This window comes from Pseudomonas sp. GW704-F2 (genome assembly GCF_059423025.1).
Map to the genome: position 1 here is coordinate 96967 of NZ_JBWKXO010000006.1, position 17742 is coordinate 114708.

Annotated in this window: 15 protein-coding genes and 1 pseudogene; 6 read left to right on the top strand and 10 right to left on the bottom strand. The window is 62.3% G+C overall.

What is annotated here, in order from left to right; genetic code table 11:
• Positions 1 to 33: 33 nt before the first annotated feature.
• Together AC07W0_RS07160 and AC07W0_RS07165 are read left to right on the top strand one after the other, a co-directional pair.
• Positions 34 to 1116, top strand: coding sequence for a catalase family peroxidase (locus AC07W0_RS07160; protein ID WP_017848121.1), 1083 nt, complete (start codon positions 34 to 36; stop codon positions 1114 to 1116).
• Entirely contained in the window at positions 1113 to 1652 is a 540-nt protein-coding gene (locus AC07W0_RS07165) for a cytochrome b (protein WP_017848120.1), read from the top strand. The genes AC07W0_RS07160 and AC07W0_RS07165 overlap by 4 nt, the downstream gene beginning before the upstream one ends.
• A gap of 40 nt (positions 1653 to 1692) precedes the next feature.
• Here the strand turns inward: AC07W0_RS07165 and AC07W0_RS07170 are convergent, their stop codons facing one another.
• Together AC07W0_RS07170 and AC07W0_RS07175 are read right to left on the bottom strand one after the other, a co-directional pair.
• Complete coding sequence (locus AC07W0_RS07170) at positions 1693 to 2844, bottom strand: M14 family metallopeptidase (protein WP_102617255.1); 1152 nt, start codon at positions 2842 to 2844, stop codon at positions 1693 to 1695.
• Between the two features lie 465 nt (positions 2845 to 3309).
• Complete coding sequence (locus AC07W0_RS07175) at positions 3310 to 3660, bottom strand: DUF6124 family protein (protein ID WP_026140171.1); 351 nt, start codon at positions 3658 to 3660, stop codon at positions 3310 to 3312.
• 129 nt (positions 3661 to 3789) lie between these two features.
• Here AC07W0_RS07175 and AC07W0_RS07180 point away from each other — a divergent pair, with 129 nt between their 5' ends.
• Positions 3790 to 4425, top strand: coding sequence for a LexA family protein (locus AC07W0_RS07180; protein ID WP_102617254.1), 636 nt, complete (start codon positions 3790 to 3792; stop codon positions 4423 to 4425).
• Here AC07W0_RS07180 and AC07W0_RS07185 read toward each other — a convergent pair.
• Genes AC07W0_RS07185 through AC07W0_RS07200 form a run of 4 tightly spaced genes read right to left on the bottom strand, consistent with a single transcriptional unit; the run spans position 4422 to position 9948 of the window.
• Positions 4422 to 6347, bottom strand: a complete 1926-nt coding sequence (locus AC07W0_RS07185) for an acetyl/propionyl/methylcrotonyl-CoA carboxylase subunit alpha (RefSeq protein WP_102617253.1) — start codon at positions 6345 to 6347, stop codon at positions 4422 to 4424. The genes AC07W0_RS07180 and AC07W0_RS07185 overlap by 4 nt on opposite strands.
• Entirely contained in the window at positions 6344 to 7150 is an 807-nt protein-coding gene (locus AC07W0_RS07190; RefSeq protein ID WP_046485393.1) for a gamma-carboxygeranoyl-CoA hydratase, read from the bottom strand. The genes AC07W0_RS07185 and AC07W0_RS07190 overlap by 4 nt, the downstream gene beginning before the upstream one ends.
• A 15-nt stretch (positions 7151 to 7165) precedes the next feature.
• Positions 7166 to 8773 (bottom strand): carboxyl transferase domain-containing protein, encoded by a 1608-nt coding sequence (locus AC07W0_RS07195; RefSeq protein ID WP_046382869.1) that lies wholly within the window; start codon positions 8771 to 8773, stop codon positions 7166 to 7168.
• An 11-nt stretch (positions 8774 to 8784) separates the two neighbouring features.
• Positions 8785 to 9948, bottom strand: coding sequence for an isovaleryl-CoA dehydrogenase (locus AC07W0_RS07200; protein WP_046382870.1), 1164 nt, complete (start codon positions 9946 to 9948; stop codon positions 8785 to 8787).
• Between the two features lie 151 nt (positions 9949 to 10099).
• On the opposite strand from AC07W0_RS07200, the gene AC07W0_RS07205 reads away from it, so the two are divergent.
• Positions 10100 to 11782, top strand: a complete 1683-nt coding sequence (locus AC07W0_RS07205; protein ID WP_102617252.1) for an AMP-binding protein — start codon at positions 10100 to 10102, stop codon at positions 11780 to 11782.
• A 594-nt stretch (positions 11783 to 12376) separates the two neighbouring features.
• On the opposite strand, the gene AC07W0_RS07210 is transcribed toward AC07W0_RS07205, so the two are convergent.
• Both AC07W0_RS07210 and AC07W0_RS07215 read right to left on the bottom strand, forming a co-directional pair.
• Entirely contained in the window at positions 12377 to 13276 is a 900-nt protein-coding gene (locus tag AC07W0_RS07210) for a hydroxymethylglutaryl-CoA lyase (RefSeq protein ID WP_017848110.1), read from the bottom strand.
• 16 nt (positions 13277 to 13292) lie between these two features.
• Positions 13293 to 13688 (bottom strand): MerR family transcriptional regulator, encoded by a 396-nt coding sequence (locus tag AC07W0_RS07215; protein ID WP_017848109.1) that lies wholly within the window; start codon positions 13686 to 13688, stop codon positions 13293 to 13295.
• 87 nt (positions 13689 to 13775) lie between these two features.
• Between AC07W0_RS07215 and AC07W0_RS07220 the strand changes: the two are divergent.
• Positions 13776 to 13862, top strand: a pseudogene (locus tag AC07W0_RS07220) (outer membrane lipoprotein carrier protein LolA); the annotation flags it as partial.
• 11 nt (positions 13863 to 13873) lie between these two features.
• On the opposite strand, the gene AC07W0_RS07225 reads toward AC07W0_RS07220, so the two are convergent.
• Entirely contained in the window at positions 13874 to 14809 is a 936-nt protein-coding gene (locus AC07W0_RS07225; RefSeq protein ID WP_017848108.1) for a LysR family transcriptional regulator, read from the bottom strand.
• Positions 14810 to 14960: 151 nt separating this feature from the next.
• On the opposite strand from AC07W0_RS07225, the gene AC07W0_RS07230 reads away from it, so the two are divergent.
• Positions 14961 to 16190 carry an acyl-CoA dehydrogenase gene (locus AC07W0_RS07230; RefSeq protein ID WP_017848107.1) on the top strand — a complete coding sequence of 410 codons (1230 nt, stop codon included), beginning with the start codon at positions 14961 to 14963 and terminating at the stop codon, positions 16188 to 16190.
• Positions 16191 to 16319: 129 nt separating this feature from the next.
• On the opposite strand, the gene AC07W0_RS07235 is transcribed toward AC07W0_RS07230, so the two are convergent.
• On the bottom strand, positions 16320 to 17651 hold the full coding sequence (locus AC07W0_RS07235) for a substrate-binding domain-containing protein (RefSeq protein WP_102617251.1): 1332 nt from the start codon (positions 17649 to 17651) through the stop codon (positions 16320 to 16322).
• Positions 17652 to 17742 lie beyond the last annotated feature (91 nt).

Consider the following 17742-nt stretch of genomic DNA (forward strand, 5'->3'; position numbering starts at 1 on the left):
ATTTCCCCTTGGCCATGTGCCCTGGAGCTTTTCATGGTAGATCACTCATCACCGCCCCGTCCGCCACTCAGCACGGCCAGCCTGGCGATCAGGCTGGCGTGTATCGGTGGCGTGGTAGCGGCTGTCGCCGGGGCGTTTGCCTACGTCAACGGCACCTTCGACCCACAACGGCTGCAGCCCAAAACCCTGGTCAATGCCCTGGAAACCAATAACGGCATCCACCCGGGGTTTCGGCGCAACCATGCCAAGGGCGTATGTGTCGCGGGGTACTTCGAGAGCAGCGCCGAGGCGCGTGCCTACTCCAGTGCCCAGGTATTCAATGCGGCCAGGACCCCTTTGATCGGTCGGTTTGCCTTGCCCAGCGGTAACCCCTACGCGCCGGACAGCAGTGTGCCGATCCGCAGTTTTGCCGTGCAATTCAGCCAGGCCAACGGCCAGCAGTGGCGCACCGGGATGAACAGCATGCCGGTGTTTCCGGTGGGCACCCCCGAGGCGTTCTACCAACTGCTCAAGGCCGGCGCGCCCGATCCGGCCACGGGCAAGCCCAACCCGGCGAATATGCCGGCGTTCTTTGCGGCCCATCCCGAGGCCGCGCCGTTCCTGGCGTGGGTCAAGACGGCCAAGCCATCCGCCAGCTATGCGACGGAAACCTACAACGGCATCAACGCGTTTTTCCTGGTGGGCGCCGATGGCAAGCGCCAGGCCGTGCGTTGGGCGGTTGTCGCGCAAAGCCAGGATGCTGTGGGCGATACCGCGCCAGCCGGCAGTGACTTCCTGGAAAAAGACCTGGTGCAACGCCTGGCTTCAGGACCGCTGCGTTGGCAGTTGAACCTGACCCTGGCCAACCCCGGCGATCCGCTCGACGATGCAAGCAAACCCTGGATCGGTGAGCACAAAATACTCAACGCCGGCACGCTGGTGCTGCAAAGCAGCCAAGCGCAAGCAGACGGCGATTGCCGCGACATCAACTTCGATCCGCTGATTCTGCCAAGCGGCATCGAGGCTTCGAATGACCCGCTATTGGCCGCGCGTTCGGCCGCCTATGCCAGTTCCTACCTGCGCCGCGCCGCAGAAGTCAGCCCGTTGCACCGCCCCCCTCAGGAGTCGAAGCCATGAATGCCCAACCACGGTTTTTCGCCCCTCTGGCGCGCCTGCTGCACTGGCTGATGGCGCTGATGATCATCGCCATGCTGTTCATCGGCGCGGGCCTGGCAGCGTCGGTTTCCGAACGGCATGAATGGTTGATCCACCTGCACAAGCCGCTGGGTATCGCGATCCTGGCGTTGGTGATCGTGCGCTTGGCAGTGCGCTTTTCCACGCGCCAACCGCCGTTGCCTGGCGATTTGCCGCGATGGCAAGTGTTGGCGGCCAAGGCTTCCCATTGGCTGCTGTATGCCTTGATGCTGGTGTTGCCGCTGCTCGGCTGGGCGATGATTTCGGCGGCGGGCGACCCGGTGATGCTCAGCCATTCGGTGCAACTGCCGGCGCTGGTGTCGGCCAACGCACCGCTGTTCGCGGTGCTGCGCAAGGCCCATGGCTATCTTGCCTACGTGCTGTTTTTCACGGTGTTGTTGCACCTGGCGGCGGCGCTGTTCCATGGGTTGATTCGCCGTGACGGCGTGCTGCAGAGCATGACGGGCACCCAGGACTGAGGCCCGCGCTTGATCCGTGTGGCGAGCACGCTCGCCACATTCAGCGCAACAGGCCGACGATATCGGCCACGCTGCTCAACACATCCTTGCCCAACTGCATCGAGCGTTTGCCCGACCAGCCGGTGTTCGGGTTGGGCGCGTCGTCGTTGTCCTTGAAGGGCATCTCCAGGGTCAGCGACAGGCAGTCGTACTTCTCACCGACGGCATTGCAAGCCAGGGTCATATTGGCTTCGCCCGGCAGGTCGCGGGTGTAGCCGTGGGTGGTCTGGAAGTCACGGGTCAAGGCGCTCAGGTGGCTGCGAAAGTGCTTTTCCAGGGCTTCGATACGCGGGGTGTAGCCGGGGTTGCCTTCGCAGGCGGCGGCGAATACGTAGGGGATTTCTTCGTCACCGTGGATGTCGAGGAACAGGTCGATGCCATACTTTTCCATTTGCGTCTGGACGAACAGCACTTCCGGGCTGATCTCCTGGCTGGCGCTCTGCCAGGCGCGATTGAGGTCCTGGCCCATGGCGTTGGTGCGCAGGTGGCCGTGAAACGCGCCGTCGGGGTTCATGTTCGGCACCAGGTACAGGTCGGCGACGGCCAACAGCTTTTTCAGCTCGGCGTCACCGTCCTGCTGCAGGCGTTCGATGATGCCTTCCATAAACCATTCGGCCATGTGCTCGCCGGGGTGCTGCTGGGCGATGATCCACACCTTGCGCCGGCCTTCGCCACCTTTGCCACGGCGCAACAGTTGGATATCGCGGCCTTCGACACTTTTACCGGTGGCCAGCAAGCGGGTGCCCGCATGGTTCAGCGCCTGGTCGATGAGCCAGTCGTGGCGTTCGCGGCTGTAGGGTTCGAAGTAGGCAAACCAGGCGTGTTTCTCACGGGTTTCGAGACTGATGTGCAGGGTTTCGCCGTCGAAACGCGTAGGCACCCGAAACCAATTGACGTGGTCATACGACGCCACGGCGTTGTAGCCGCTCCAGGCGTGCTTATAGGACGATTGCCCGGCATTGCTCAGGCGGAAGGTGTGGGTGTGGCCCACGTGCATGCCTTCGGCCTTGAAGTGGAACCATTGGAAATGGTGACTGCGGGTATCGGGTTTGATTGCCAGCAACAAGTGATAGGCATCGCTGGCATCCAGAACTTGGATGTTGCCGCTGTCGAAGTTGGTGCTGATTTTGATGGAGGTCAAGGCCACGGTCATAGTCTGGCTGCCTGAGTATGAGTGTTGTGGCGGTTATCTTACACAGAGGCCGGGCAAAATCCGGATGCAAAATTGTTGCGGGAGGAGGGGGGCGTCATCCTTGACGCCGCAGCAGCTTAGAATTTATGAGATTGATTCTCAAGTGCTATTTCGCAAAGGTCTGAGCTAGAGCGGTCGCCCGACTTTCTTTTGACGATGGTCTTTTGCTATCATGCGTGCCATCAAGCAACACACAGTCTTCATTAGCCTGAAGCAAAGCCAGAAACGCTGGCAAAAAAAAGACCCGGCCAAAGAGCCGGGTCAAAAACCGTGATTAGCCTGATGAGGAGATATTCCAAGAGTCCGACCTAAGGTCCCTTGGTCTATCGACTGATCTCGCGATCAGCTTGGCCCAATAATAATCATTATCATTTGCAAGTCAAATGTTTTTATCCGTGGGATAGAAATATTTTTCTTTCGCGTGGCTCATGCACCGTCCTGAGCCTGCGGCGCCTGCAACGATCGCTCCACCATCGCCTTCGCCATATCAATCAAATACACCACTGAAAATGCCAGGTCACGCTGGTTGCCTTGATGGCTGCTCGCCGATTCGTAGGCTGTGGCAGCCGCGCTGCGCAACAGGTCCGAGGCATGCACCAGGGCTTCCTCCGGGCTGACACCGGGCTTGATGCTGAAGAAGGCGTCGTTCGGGGCCGAGGCGCACATCTCTTCTTTCAAATAGTAATCCAGCGCACGTTGGGCGGCGCCGCTGCTGCGCATGTCGAGCAGCTCATGGGATTCGGGTTCGCAGGGCAGGCGATACGGGCTTGTCGTCATAGGGCGGTACTCGGGTTGGGTGTCGAAACGCTGATACCCGATGATAGTACGTATCGTATTTATGTCGTTTTATGGATTACTACAAACTGTTTATTGCCCTGAAAAATACGCGACGTATTGTCAGGCCCCATGGATAAATGGATCGCGTTGGTCAGGGCCAACATGAAAGACCGCAAGGTCACGCAGGATGAACTGGCCGAACGCCTGGGCATGTCCCAGGGCGGTGTCGGGCATTGGCTGAACAAGCGCCGGGTGCCAAGCCTGGCGGACATGAACCGGGTGCTGGAAGCGCTGGGGCTGGGCTCCCTGGAAGTCGCGCTGGATGTTCGTCGCAAGGCCGATGCGCTGCCGGTTGGGCCACCACACTACAACCCGTACTTCCGCTACCCGGTCAGCGATTGGAAAGGCGTGTGCGAACTTCGCGAAGAGCGCCCGGCCTACGGCGCGGCGCGCTTCGAGCTGACGGACTACCATGCCCGGGGCGAGGCTTACTGGCTGCCCGTGGTCGGCGACGCGATGACCGCGCCCACTGGCCTGAGCATCGGTGCCGGGATGATGATCCTGGTGGACCCGGCCATCGACGCCGAACCCGGCAAGCTGGTGGTCGCGCAGTGGGCGTACAGCCCGCAGGCGACCTTCCGCCAGTTGCGCGAAGAGAGCGGCCAGCTGTACCTGGTACCGCTCAATCCGACTTACCCCAAGCGCCTGTTCAGCGACGATTGCCGTATCCTCGGCGTCGTCGTGCAGGCCACGGCGAAGTTCTAGTCCGCGGGTTCAAGCTCGACCAGCGCGCAACCTTCGGCAACCATTTCGCCTTCCTGGCAGAACAGTGCCTTGACCACACCGGCCTGGGGCGCGCGGATGCTGTGTTCCATCTTCATCGCCTCCAGCACCACCAACTGCGTGCCGGCTTCGACGGTCTGGCCGATGTCCACCAGCACCCGCACGATGCTGCCGTTCATCGGTGCGGTGAGGCCGCCTTGGTGGGATTGGTTGGCTTCGACTGCCGCAATCGGATCGAACAGGCTGACGGCATGCATGTCGCCCTCCCTGCGCAGGAACAGCGTGCCTGCGCTACGCACGGCCAGATGGGCACGGCGCACGCCCTGATGGTCGATCAGCAGCTGTTCGCCTTGCAGTCGCGGCGTGTGTTGCGCCAACGTCACCAGGCGATCCTGGCCGTTGCAGCTCAAGTGCAGCGAGACTTCGGCGGGCAGCCCTGTGCGAAAGCCGCGGGTGTCTGCCCACGGTCCGTCGCCGGTCGGCAGACTCTGCATGAAGGCCGAACCCGCGGCCTGCCAGAATTCGTCGCTCAATGCTCCGGGCAGCGGCAGCAGTTCGTCCTGATAGCGCGGAATAAAGCCGGTATCCAGCTCGGCGGCGGCAAACGCCGGATGGGCGATGATGCGTCGCACGAAGCCCAGGTTGGTCTTGAGCCCGCCGACGGCGAACTCGTCGAGCATGCTCAACAGCCGCAGCCGCGCTTGTTCGCGGTCCTCGCCCCAGGCAATCAGCTTGCCGAGCATCGGGTCGTAGAAGGGCGAAACGCTGTCGCCTTGCTCGACGCCGCTGTCCACGCGGCGGCCCGGGCCGGGTGCGGATTCGCGGTACAGCGTCAGGTGGCCGGTCGCGGGGAGGAAATCATTGGCCGGGTCTTCGGCATACAAGCGCACCTCGATCGCATGGCCGATCAACGGCACCTGTGCCTGGGTGATCGGCAGCGCTTCGCCCTGAGCCACGCGAATCTGCCAGGCCACCAGGTCGAGGCCGGTAATCGCCTCGGTCACCGGGTGTTCCACTTGCAGCCGCGTGTTCATCTCCATAAAGAAAAACTCGCCACGGGCATCCAGCAAAAATTCCACCGTGCCCGCGCCCACATAACCGATGGCCTGGGCCGCACGCACCGCGGCTTCACCCATCGCCCGGCGCTGGTCGGCGCTCAAGCCGGGCGCCGGGGCTTCCTCGACGACTTTTTGGTGGCGCCGCTGGATCGAACAATCGCGCTCGTTGAGGTACAGGCAGTGCCCCTGCTGATCGGCAAATACCTGGATCTCCACATGGCGTGGCTTGAGCAAGTACTTCTCCACCAGCATCTGCGCGTTGCCGAAGGACGACAGCGCCTCACGCTGGGCGGAAGCCAGGGCTTCGGCCAGTTGACTGACGTCCTCGACCACTTTCATGCCCTTGCCGCCGCCACCGGCCGTGGCCTTGAGCAGCACCGGGTAGCCGATGCGCGCGCAGGCGGCGCGGAAGGTGTCCAGGTCCTGAGCTTCGCCGTGGTAGCCCGGCACCAGCGGCACGCCGGCGGTTTCCATCAGTGACTTGGCGGCGGATTTGCTGCCCATGGCGTCGATTGCCGAGGCGGGCGGGCCGAGAAAGATCAACCCGGCCGCCTCGACGGCGCGGGCAAAACCGGCGTTTTCGGAAAGGAAGCCGTAGCCCGGATGAATCGCCTGGGCGCCGCTGGCCTGGGCGGCGGCGATCAGTTTGTCGATTTGCAGGTAACTGTCGGTCGCTTTGCTGCCGCCCAGGTCGACGCGGATATCGGCTTCGCGGCTATGGCGCGCATCGCGATCGGTGGCGCTGTGGACCGCCACGGTGGTCAACCCCATCGCCTTGGCGGTACGCATCACGCGGCAGGCAATTTCGCCACGGTTGGCCACCAGTACGGTGGTCAGTGTGCTCATGAGCGTGGCTCCTGCGACTGCCAGCTGGGTGGGCGTTTTTGCAGGAATGCGCGTAAACCTTCCTGGCCTTCGGCGCTGACGCGGATCCGGGCGATGGCATTTTCGCAATAGCGCCGCAGCGCCGGGGTGAGGGCGCCGTTACCGACTTCGCGCAGCAGATCCTTGCTTGCACGCATCGCTGCCGGGCTGTTTTGCAGGAGGTTGGCAATCCAGTGGTCGACCTGTTGATCCAGGGTTTCGGCCGGATAGCTTTCCGCCAGCAGGCCGATGTCGCGCGCGCGTTCGCCGCCAAAGCGTTCGGCCGTGAGCGCATAACGACGCGCCGCGCGTTCCCCGATGGCTTGCACCACAAACGGGCTGATCACCGCAGGCGCCAAACCGATGCGTACTTCCGACAGGCAGAACTGCGCGTCATCGGCCCCGATCGCCATATCGCAGCAACTGATCAGGCCCAGCGCGCCACCGTAGGCCGCGCCTTGCACCACTGCCAGCGTCGGGATTTTCAGCTTGGCCAGGTTGTACATCAGCTCCGCCAGTTCGCGCGCGTCGTCGAGGTTGGTGGCGTAATCCAGTTCGGCCGACTGTTGCATCCAGGCCAGGTCGGCGCCGGCGCTGAAGTGTTTGCCGCGCCCGCGCAGGACCAGAAAGCGTAGCGCCGCATTGCCCTGCACCTGGTCGAGGGCGATGATCAGTTCGCGGATCATCTCGGCGTTGAAGGCGTTGTGCTTGGCTTCGCGACTGAGCCACAGCGTGGCGAAACCACGGCTGTCGGTGATCAGTTCGAGGGTGTTGAAATCGTTCATGGGGTACAGCTCCATTTACATGCGGAACACGCCGAAGCGGCTCGGCTCGATGGGGGCGTTCAGTGCGGCAGACAGGGCCAGGGCCAGCACGTCGCGGGTCTGCAACGGGTCGATGACGCCGTCATCCCACAGGCGTGCGCTGGAGTAATACGGGTGGCCCTGGGTTTCGTACTGGTCGAGGATCGGCTGTTTGATCGCCGCTTCCTCTTGCGCGCTGAAGCCGTTGCCGGCGCGTTCGGCCTGCTCGCGCTTGACCTGCACCAGCACGCCGGCCGCCTGTTCGGCGCCCATCACGCCGATGCGCGCGTTGGGCCACATCCACAAAAAACGCGGGTCGTAGGCGCGGCCGCACATGCCGTAGTTACCCGCGCCAAAACTGCCGCCGATGATCACGGTGAATTTCGGCACCTTGGCGCAGGCCACCGCCGTGACCAGCTTGGCGCCGTGCTTGGCGATACCGCCGGCCTCGTACTTCTGGCCGACCATAAAACCGGTGATGTTTTGCAGGAACAGCAACGGAATCCCGCGCTGACACGCAAGCTCGATGAAGTGCGCGCCTTTTTGCGCGGCTTCGGCGAACAGAATCCCGTTGTTGGCCAGGATCGCTATCGGGTAGCCGTGCAAGTGTGCAAAGCCGCAGACCAGGGTGGTGCCGAACAGCGCCTTGAACTCATCGAACACCGAGCCGTCCACCAGTCGGGCAATCACTTCGCGCACATCGAACGGCTGCTTGGCATCGGCCGGGATCACGCCGTACAACTCTTCGCCGCTGTACAGCGGCGCCACTGGCGTGCGTTGCAGCAACTGGCCTTGTTTGCGCCAGTTGAGGTTGGCCACGCTGCGCCGGGCCAGGGCCAGGGCGTGTTCATCGCTGTCGGCATAGTGGTCGGCCACGCCGGAGATCTTGCAGTGTACGTCGGCACCGCCGAGGTCTTCGGCGCTGACCACTTCACCGGTGGCGGCCTTCACCAGCGGCGGGCCGGCGAGGAAGATGGTGGCTTGCTGGCGCACCATGATTGCTTCGTCCGCCATCGCCGGCACATAGGCGCCGCCGGCGGTACACGAGCCCATCACCACCGCAATCTGCGGGATGCCCTGGGCGCTCATGTTGGCCTGGTTGAAGAAGATCCGCCCGAAGTGCTCGCGGTCGGGGAAGACCTCATCCTGGCGCGGCAGGTTGGCGCCGCCGGAATCCACCAGGTAGATGCATGGCAGGCGGTTCTGTTCGGCGATGGTCTGCGCGCGCAGGTGTTTCTTGACCGTCAGCGGGTAGTAGGAGCCGCCTTTCACCGTGGCGTCGTTGGCGACGATCATGCATTCGACGCCTTCCACGCGGCCGATCCCGACAATCACCCCGGCGGCGGGCACGTCTTCGCCATACACCTGATGAGCGGCCAGTTGGCTGAGTTCCAGGAACGGCGAGCCCGGGTCGAGCAAGCGGTTGATCCGCTCGCGTGGCAGCAGTTTGCCGCGCGAGGTGTGGCGCTCCTGGGCCTTGGCGCCGCCGCCTTGCTGCACCTGGGCAAGCAGGGTGTGCAGGGCGTCGACCTGTTGGCGCATCGCTGCGCTGTTGGCGGCGAACTCCGCCGAGCGCGGGTTGAGCTGGGTGTGCAAGGTGGCCATGGCGCGCTCCTTCAGCGGGTTTCGTTGAAGAGTTCGCGACCGATCAACATGCGCCGGATCTCACTGGTGCCGGCGCCGATTTCGTACAGCTTGGCGTCGCGCAGCAGGCGTCCGGCGGGGAATTCATTGATGTAGCCATTGCCGCCCAGGATCTGGATCGCGTCGAGGGCCATTTGCGTGGCGCGTTCGGCGCTGTAGAGGATCACCCCGGCCGCGTCCTTGCGCGTGGTTTCGCCGCGCTCGCAGGCCTGGGCCACCGCGTACAGGTAGGCGCGGCTGGCGTTGAGCTGGGTGTACATGTCGGCGACCTTGCCCTGGATCAGCTGGAATTCGCCGATGCTCTGGCCGAACTGCTTGCGGTCGTGGATGTACGGCACGATCAGGTCCATGCAGGCTTGCATGATCCCGGTCGGGCCGCCGGACAGTACGACGCGTTCGTAGTCCAGGCCGCTCATCAGCACTTTGACGCCGCCGTTGAGCACGCCGAGGATGTTGTCCTCCGGCACTTCCACGTCATCGAAGAACAGCTCGCAGGTGTTGGAGCCGCGCATGCCGAGCTTGTCGAACTTGTTGCTGCGGCTGAAGCCTTTCCAGTCGCGCTCGACGATGAACGCCGTGATGCCGTGGGCGCCTTTCTCCAGGTCGGTCTTGGCGTAGATCACGTAGGTGCTGGCGTCGGGGCCGTTGGTGATCCAGGTCTTGCTGCCGTTGAGCACGTAGTGGTCGCCGCGCTTGTCGGCGCGCAGTTTCATCGAGACCACGTCGGAGCCGGCATTCGGCTCGCTCATGGCCAGGGCGCCGACGTGTTCGCCGCTGATCAGCTTCGGCAGGTACTTGAGTTTCTGTTCATGGCTGCCGTTGCGGTTGATCTGGTTCACGCAGAGGTTGGAGTGGGCGCCGTAGGACAACGCCACCGACGCCGAACCACGGCTGATCTCTTCCATGGCCACCACATGGGCCAGGTAGCCCAGGCCGGCACCGCCGTATTCTTCGGCCACGGTAATGCCCAGCAGGCCCATGTCACCGAACTTGCGCCACAGGTCGGCGGGGAACAGGTTGTCGATGTCGATTTGTGCCGCGCGCGGAGAAATCTCCTTGGCCACGAAGGACTGCACTTGGTCGCGCAGCATGTCGATGGTTTCGCCGAGGGCGAAGTTCAGGGAGGGGTAACTCATGGACAGGCACCTTTATTGAGCTTTGTTGTTGTGGGGTGACGGCACCGGGGGAGGGGATGCTCACCTTTACGTTAACGTAAGCTTGCGTTGCGGCGCTGTCAATCGTAGTTTACGTTTACGTCAACCTACAAAAAAGACAACAGGGGTCGTTATGGATCAACCGAATCAGAGCTACAGCCGTGGCTCTCAGGACAAGACCTTGTTGGCCATGACGATCGGTCAGGCCTTCGATCACACGGTTGCGCAATCTCCCGATGGGGAAGCCTTGGTGGTGCGTCACCAGCAACGCCGCTACACCTGGCAGCAACTGGCTGAGACCGTTGACCTGCACGCCCGCGCGCTGCTGGCGTTGGGCCTGCAGCGCGGCGATCGCCTGGGCATCTGGGCGCCGAACTGCGCCGAGTGGTGCATCAGCCAGCTGGCCAGCGCCAAGCTCGGGGTGATCCTGGTCAATATCAATCCGGCCTATCGCAGCACTGAGCTGGAATACGTGCTCAAGCAATCCGGCTGCCAATGGCTGGTGTGTGCCGGTTCGTTCAAGACCTCCGATTACCACGCGATGTTGCAGGAACTGCTGCCCGAGCTGGCGGAGCAACCTGTCGGCCGCTTGAACTGCGAAAAACTGGCGGACCTGCGCGGCGTGATCAGCCTTGCGCCGCGCCCGCCCACGGGCTTTTTGCCCTGGTCGCAACTGGCGGCCCTTGGTGCGGGTATCCCGCCTGAGCGATTGACCGCGCGCCAAGCCAGCCTGCACTTCGACCAGGCCGTCAATATCCAGTACACCTCCGGCACCACCGGCTTTCCCAAGGGCGCCACCCTCAGTCATCTCAATATCCTCAACAACGGTTACATGGTCGGCGAAAGCCTGGGCTTGACCGCGCAGGACCGCCTGGTGATCCCCGTGCCGCTGTATCACTGTTTCGGCATGGTGATGGGCAACCTGGGCTGCATCACCCACGGCACCACCATGATTTACCCGAACGACGGCTTCGACCCGCTGCTGACCCTGGCCGCCGTCGCCGAAGAACGCGCCACCGCCCTGTACGGCGTGCCGACCATGTTTATCGCCATGCTCGACCATCCGCAACGCGGCGAGTTCGACCTGTCCAGCCTGCGCACCGGGATCATGGCCGGTGCCACCTGCCCGATCGAAGTGATGCGCCGGGTCATCGGCGAAATGCACATGAGCGAAGTGCAGATTGCCTACGGCATGACCGAAACCAGCCCGGTGTCCCTGCAGACCGGCCCCGATGACGACCTGGAGCGCCGCGTCACCACGGTCGGCCGCACCCAGCCGCAATTGGAAAGCAAGATCGTCGACCTCGCCGGTCACACCGTCGCGCGTGGCGAGATCGGTGAGCTGTGTACCCGTGGCTACAGCGTGATGCTCGGTTACTGGAACAACCCCGACGGCACCCGCGACGCAATCGACGACGCCGGCTGGATGCATACCGGTGACCTGGCGACCATGGACGAGCACGGCTACGTGTGCATCGTCGGGCGCAACAAGGACATGATCATTCGCGGTGGCGAGAACGTGTACCCGCGCGAGTTGGAAGAGTTTTTCTTCACGCACCCGGCGGTGGCCGATGTGCAGGTCATTGGTATTCCGGATGAGCGTTATGGCGAAGAGATTGTTGCCTGGGTCAAGTTTCACCCCGGGCATGTGGCCAGCGCGCTGGAGTTGCACACGTGGTGCAAGGGGCGTATCGCGCACTTCAAGACGCCCAAGCATTTCAAGTTCGTGGACGAATTCCCGATGACGGTCACCGGCAAGATCCAGAAATTCCGCATGCGCGAGATCTCGATCGAAGAGCTGCGAACGCAGTCTTAGTCGTTTCGCTGAAAGGGAGGGAGCAAGCCCCCTCCCACAGTTTAAATTGCGTAATCCCAGACAGCACAAAGGGGACCCGAAGGTCCCCTTTAATTTGTTGTTACGTGCTCTTTTTTTATTATTGAGGGGCGGTCTATTGTTGTTTTTGGCAACCGTTACCCTTTACCGCTGTTTTTGGCGACCCCATCCAGGGTCAAGAGCAAACGTATTTTTTTGAGCGCTGATCTGCTTCTTCGTACACGATCCAACCAGTGGGTAGCTACCTGAGGTAGTTTTATTTTTCTCTATCCGGTTGCGGGTTTCGGCATGCCGTACCCTGCGAAGCACATCTTCTCCAAAAAAATCTGTTAGCTGCGTCTCTGCCGTGTTGTTTTTGTTATGTCAGAGTCGTTTCGTCTTATTTTTATTAGGTTTGGCGCTTTTTATTCTTGTTATGCCATAGAGATAGCAGAAGCCGTGCCAACTTTTAAAAATCGTTTAAAATCAATGAGTTGAGTTTTTTGTGAGAAATGCCCTACGGTAAACACGGGAAAATATGTTCCCGTGTTACTCGTCCGGCCGGCCTGCGGTAACACATTGTCACGGCTAAGCTACTCAACTGGCGTTACGCGCCCTGGCAACGCGCGAGCCGCTGGGCCGGCCGAGTACGTCGCTGATCTGCCGGCCCGCGAGAATCAATCGCTCCAGGTCGATGCCGGTCTCGATCCCGAGGCCGTTGAGCAGGTACACCACATCTTCGGTGGCGACGTTACCGCTGGCGCCCTTGGCGTATGGGCAACCGCCGAGGCCGGCGATAGAGCTGTCGAACACGTTGATCCCTTCCAGCAGGCTGGCGTAGACGTTGGCGACGGCCTGCCCATAGGTGTCATGGAAGTGCCCCGCCAACTTGTCCCGTGGCACGTGCGCGCCCACCACCTCGAACAGCCGGCGCGTGGCTCCCGCGGTGCCGGTGCCGATGGTGTCGCCCAGGGACACTTCATAGCAGCCCATGGCATACAGCTCGCGGGCCACCGCCGCCACTTGTTCCGGGGCGACCGCGCCTTCGTAAGGGCAACCCAGCACGCAGGACACATAGCCGCGCACACTGACACCCTGCTGTTTGGCGGCCGCCATGATCGGCACGAATCGCTCCAGGCTTTCGCTGATCGAGCAGTTGATGTTGCGCTGCGAAAACGCCTCGGACGCCGCAGCAAACACCGCGACCTCCTTGACCCCGGCGGCCAGCGCATCTTCAAAGCCGCGCAGGTTCGGCGCCAGCGCGCCGTAGGTCACGCCGGGCTTGCGCTGGATCTGCGCAAAGACTTCGGCGGAACCGGCCATCTGCGGCACCCATTTGGGCGAAACAAAACTGCCGACTTCGATGTAGCTCAGGCCCGCGGCGCTGAGGGCATCCACCAACTGCACCTTGTCGGCCACGCTGATGGGTTGGGCTTCATTCTGCAAACCGTCGCGCGGGCCGACTTCGACCAGGCGCACGTGGGAGGGGAGGGACATGGCAACTACCTTATGATCAATGGCCAGCCTGGCCTTGGATGGTTTCGGCCAGGGCCTGGGTGCAGCGCTCTTCGGCGGTGTCCAGTTCCAGCTTCATTTGTTCGATGTCCAGTAACTGCTGCTCCAACTGTTCGCGACGCTCGGCGATTTTCACCAGCATGCTGTTGAGTTGGACATGGTTGCCGCTGGTGGGGTCGTAGAGTTCGATCAGTTCACGGCATTCGGCCAGGGAAAAACCGATGCGCTTGCCGCGCAGGATCAGCTTGAGGCTGACCTTGTCCCGCGCCGAGTAGATGCGTTCCTGGCCCCGGCGTTCCGGGGCCAGCAGGCCTTGTTCCTCATAGAAGCGAATGGCGCGGGTGGTGATGTCGAGCTCGCGGGCGAGGTCGGAAATGCTGTAGGTCGTGCTCATGAAGGCGCTCAAGAAAGTCTTGGCGCTAAGCTAATGTCAGGTTGACGTAAACGTCAAGGTCGATCGTCAATCCCTGTAGGAGCGAGCTTGCTCGCGAAAAACGTCAACGCTAACGCGGTAGCCCTGATACCCAAAGGCGCCCTCGGGTTTTTCGCGAGCAAGCTCGCTCCTACACGGCGACAGGTTCAGGCTTGCAGCTTGTCGAGTTTCTTCTCGTGCGCCGTGACCTGCTGGCACAACTCGATCATTTGCTCGCGCATCCAGCGGTTGGCCGGGTCCTGGTCGGTGCTCTCGTGCCAGTACAGGTGGGTTTCCACCGGCGGCACATCGTTGACCGGCAGGTTGAACCAGTGCAGTTCATGGCGGCGGGCGAAGCGCTCGGGCACGGTCATCACCATGTCGGTCTGCTGCAACACTTGCGAGGCCATCAGGTAGTGCTGGGAGCGCAGGGCGATCTTGCGCTGGATGCCCATCTTGCCCAGGGCCAGGTCGACATGGCCCAGGCCGTTGCGGCGGCTGGAGATATGGATATGGGTCAGCGACAGGTAATCGTCCAGGGTGAACTTGTCCTTGCCCGCCATCGGATGGCCCTTGCGCATGGCGCACACGTAGCGGTCTTCCATCAGCTTGACGTGGCGCACCTGCGGGTCGGTGTTGAGCGGTGCGTCGACGGCAAAATCCAGGCGCCCGGCGGCCAGTTCCTTGGTGGTCTCACGGCGTTTGGACAGGAAACTCTCGATCACCACCGTCGGCGCCAGGCGACGCAAGCGCTGGAACAGCAGTGGCAGGATCACCGCTTCGGTCAAGTCGGTCATGCTGATGCGGTAGGTCTTGGCCGCCTGTTGCGGGTTGAAAATCCGGCTTTCCTGCACCGACACGCGCAGCAATGACAGTGCGTTACGCACCGGGCCGATGATGTTCTGCGCCATCGGCGTGGGCACCATGCCTTGGGCGGTCCGCACGAACAGCGGGTCGTTGAAGGTCTCGCGCAGGCGTGCCAGAGCGTTGGACACCGCCGGTTGGGTGATGCCGACAATCTGCCCGGCACGGGTCAGGTTGGCTTCGGTGTAGATCGCGTCAAAGACGATAAACAGGTTGAGGTCGACCTTGCTCAGATTCATTTCGTTGCGCTCTTATTGTTAGGTGGCCATGCCCCGATCATATATCGGTGATGAATGTTAATACACGCCGAGAATAGGCTAGGTAAATTATCAACGCTGTTCTAGCATCGATTGCATGACCTAAACAACCTCTCAAAGAAGGGAGCTGCTCATGGATTTCGCCTATTCGCCCAAGGTTCAGGAACTGCGTGAACGCGTCACTGCGTTCATGGACGCTTACGTTTACCCGGCCGAACCGGTGTTCGAACGCCAGGTCAGCGAAGGCGACCGCTGGCAACCCACCGCGATCATGGAGGAGCTCAAAGCCAAGGCGAAAGCCGAAGGCCTGTGGAACCTGTTCCTGCCCGAATCCGAACTGGGCGCTGGCCTGACCAACCTTGAATACGCGCCGCTGGCGGAAATCATGGGCCGTTCGCTGCTGGGCCCGGAGCCGTTCAATTGCTCCGCCCCGGACACCGGCAACATGGAGGTGCTGGTACGCTACGCCAACGCCGAACAGAAACAGCGCTGGCTCGAACCGCTGTTGCGCGGCGAGATCCGTTCGGCCTTCGCCATGACCGAGCCCGACGTGGCCTCCTCGGACGCGACCAACATGGCCGCCCGCGCCGAGCGCCAGGGCGACGAGTGGGTGATCAACGGCAAGAAATGGTGGACCTCCGGCGCCTGCGACCCGCGCTGCAAGATCCTGATCTTCATGGGCCTGAGCAATCCCGATGCGCCGCGCCACCAGCAGCACTCGATGATCCTGGTGCCGGTGGACGCCCCTGGCGTGAAAATCGTGCGCCCGCTGCCGGTGTTCGGCTACGACGATGCGCCCCACGGCCACGCCGAAGTGCTGTTCGACAACGTGCGCGTGCCGTATGAAAACGTCCTGCTGGGTGAAGGTCGCGGCTTTGAAATTGCTCAGGGGCGTCTTGGCCCGGGCCGCATTCACCACTGCATGCGCTCCATCGGCATGGCCGAGCGCGCGCTGGAACTGATGTGCAAACGCGCCATCAGCCGCACCGCGTTCGGCAAACCGTTGGCGCGCCTGGGCGGTAATATCGACAAGATCGCCGACTCGCGCATGGAAATCGACATGGCACGCCTGCTGACCCTGAAAGCCGCCTACATGATGGACACCGTGGGTAACAAAGTGGCGAAAAGCGAAATCGCCCAGATCAAGGTGGTGGCGCCGAACGTGGCGTTGAAGGTGATCGACCGGGCGATCCAGATCCATGGCGGCGCCGGCGTCTCCAACGACTTCCCGTTGGCCTACATGTACGCCATGCAACGCACCCTGCGCCTGGCCGACGGCCCGGACGAAGTCCACCGTGCGGCGATCGGCAAGTTCGAGATCGGCAAGTATGTGCCTAAAGAGCTGATGCGCGGCGGGCAGTAACACCGCGTCGCCTGCCATCGCGGGCAAGCCCCCTCCCACAGTTGACCGAGTTGTGCATGAGAACGCGGTCTAGTGTGGGAGGGGGCTTGCCCGCGACGAGGCCCGTGCGAACAACACAAAACACAAACCTCAGTACACCCAAACCTCCACCCGCCGATTCTTGATCCGACCCTCATCCGCGGTATTCGCCGCCACCGGCATCTGTGCGCCAAACCCGCGGATATCGCGGAGCACCACGCCGCTCTTGACCAATTCCCGACGCACCGCCATCGCCCGCAGTTTGGACAACAGCGCCGCGCGTTGCGGGTCATTCTTGATATCGCCGAACCCTACCAGCGTCACCTGCTTGTCGAGCTTGCCGTGGCCTTTTATATACGCCACCACGCGCTGCACATCCTGGCGCGCCTTGTTGTCCAGGCTCGCGCTGCCTTCTTCGAAGCGGAAATTCACCGTCAGGCGCTGGGCCTCGCGGGCAATTGCCTGATAGTCCTCGGGCATGGACGGGCGCGGTTCCACGCTTATCGCCTGGACCCGCTGCGCGATAAACCCGTTGGCCGCCACGATCGCCTGGCCCTTGCTGCTCTGGGTGAAGTCCACCAGCGCCTTGGCCCACGGATTGTGCGAGGTCGGCGGCAGGTAAAAGAACAGGCGGCGCGACAGCGGGTAGTCCTCGGTGGCAATCAGGCTGTTCAGCGGCAGCATCGGTTGCGAGTCACCGTCGACGATCGCCACCGCTTTGGCCTGGCGCACATAGGGCAGGCCGATGAAACCGATGCCTTGTGGGTCCTGGCTCACCGCGTCCGACAGTTGCTCGCTGGCCTCGAACCGCTTGGCCGACGCGGCGAGCGGCTTGCCGCGACGGCTCAGGACCAGGTCCTTGAAGGTGTCATAGGTGCCCGACCGATCATCCCGCGCATATAAATGAATCGCCCCGCCGATGCCGCCGAGTGCTTCCCAGGTGCTGATTTCACCGTTGAAAATTTGCGCCAGTTGCTCGGTATTCAGCGTATTCAGCGGGTTGCGCGGGTTGAGGATGATGGCCAGGCCGTCGATGGCGATCACCTGTTCGGCCTCGGGGCTTTTCAGGTCGCCCAGGGGTTCGAGGTCCACCAGTTCGCTGTCTTTGATCGGGCGGGAGGAGGCGGCGAGGTCGGCGCTGGCTTTGTGCAGCGCGGCAAAACCGGTGCTGGAACCATGGGCGTCGACCTCGATGGTCAGCGTCTTACCCTGGCGGGTCTTGCCGATCACGCGCTGTTCATTGGCGCCTTCGGCGGGTTCTGCGTGGACCCCTTGCAGGCCCTGCTGCTCCATCAACCCCTTGACCAGCGCCGGGCCAAGCGCCGCGCCGATCGTGTTGGAGCCCTGGATGCGCAAGGCGGGGCCCTGATCGGGGATGGGCAGCGGCGCGCTAACGGCACTCAGGGGAAAAAGGGTCAGCAGTAACAGAACGCGCAGGGTCATGCCGGCACCGTCTCAAGGCAAAGGGAGTGCTGCGAGATTAAGTCAGTTGGGTTTCAGTAATATGACTGTCACTCAACCGTAAAAATGTGAG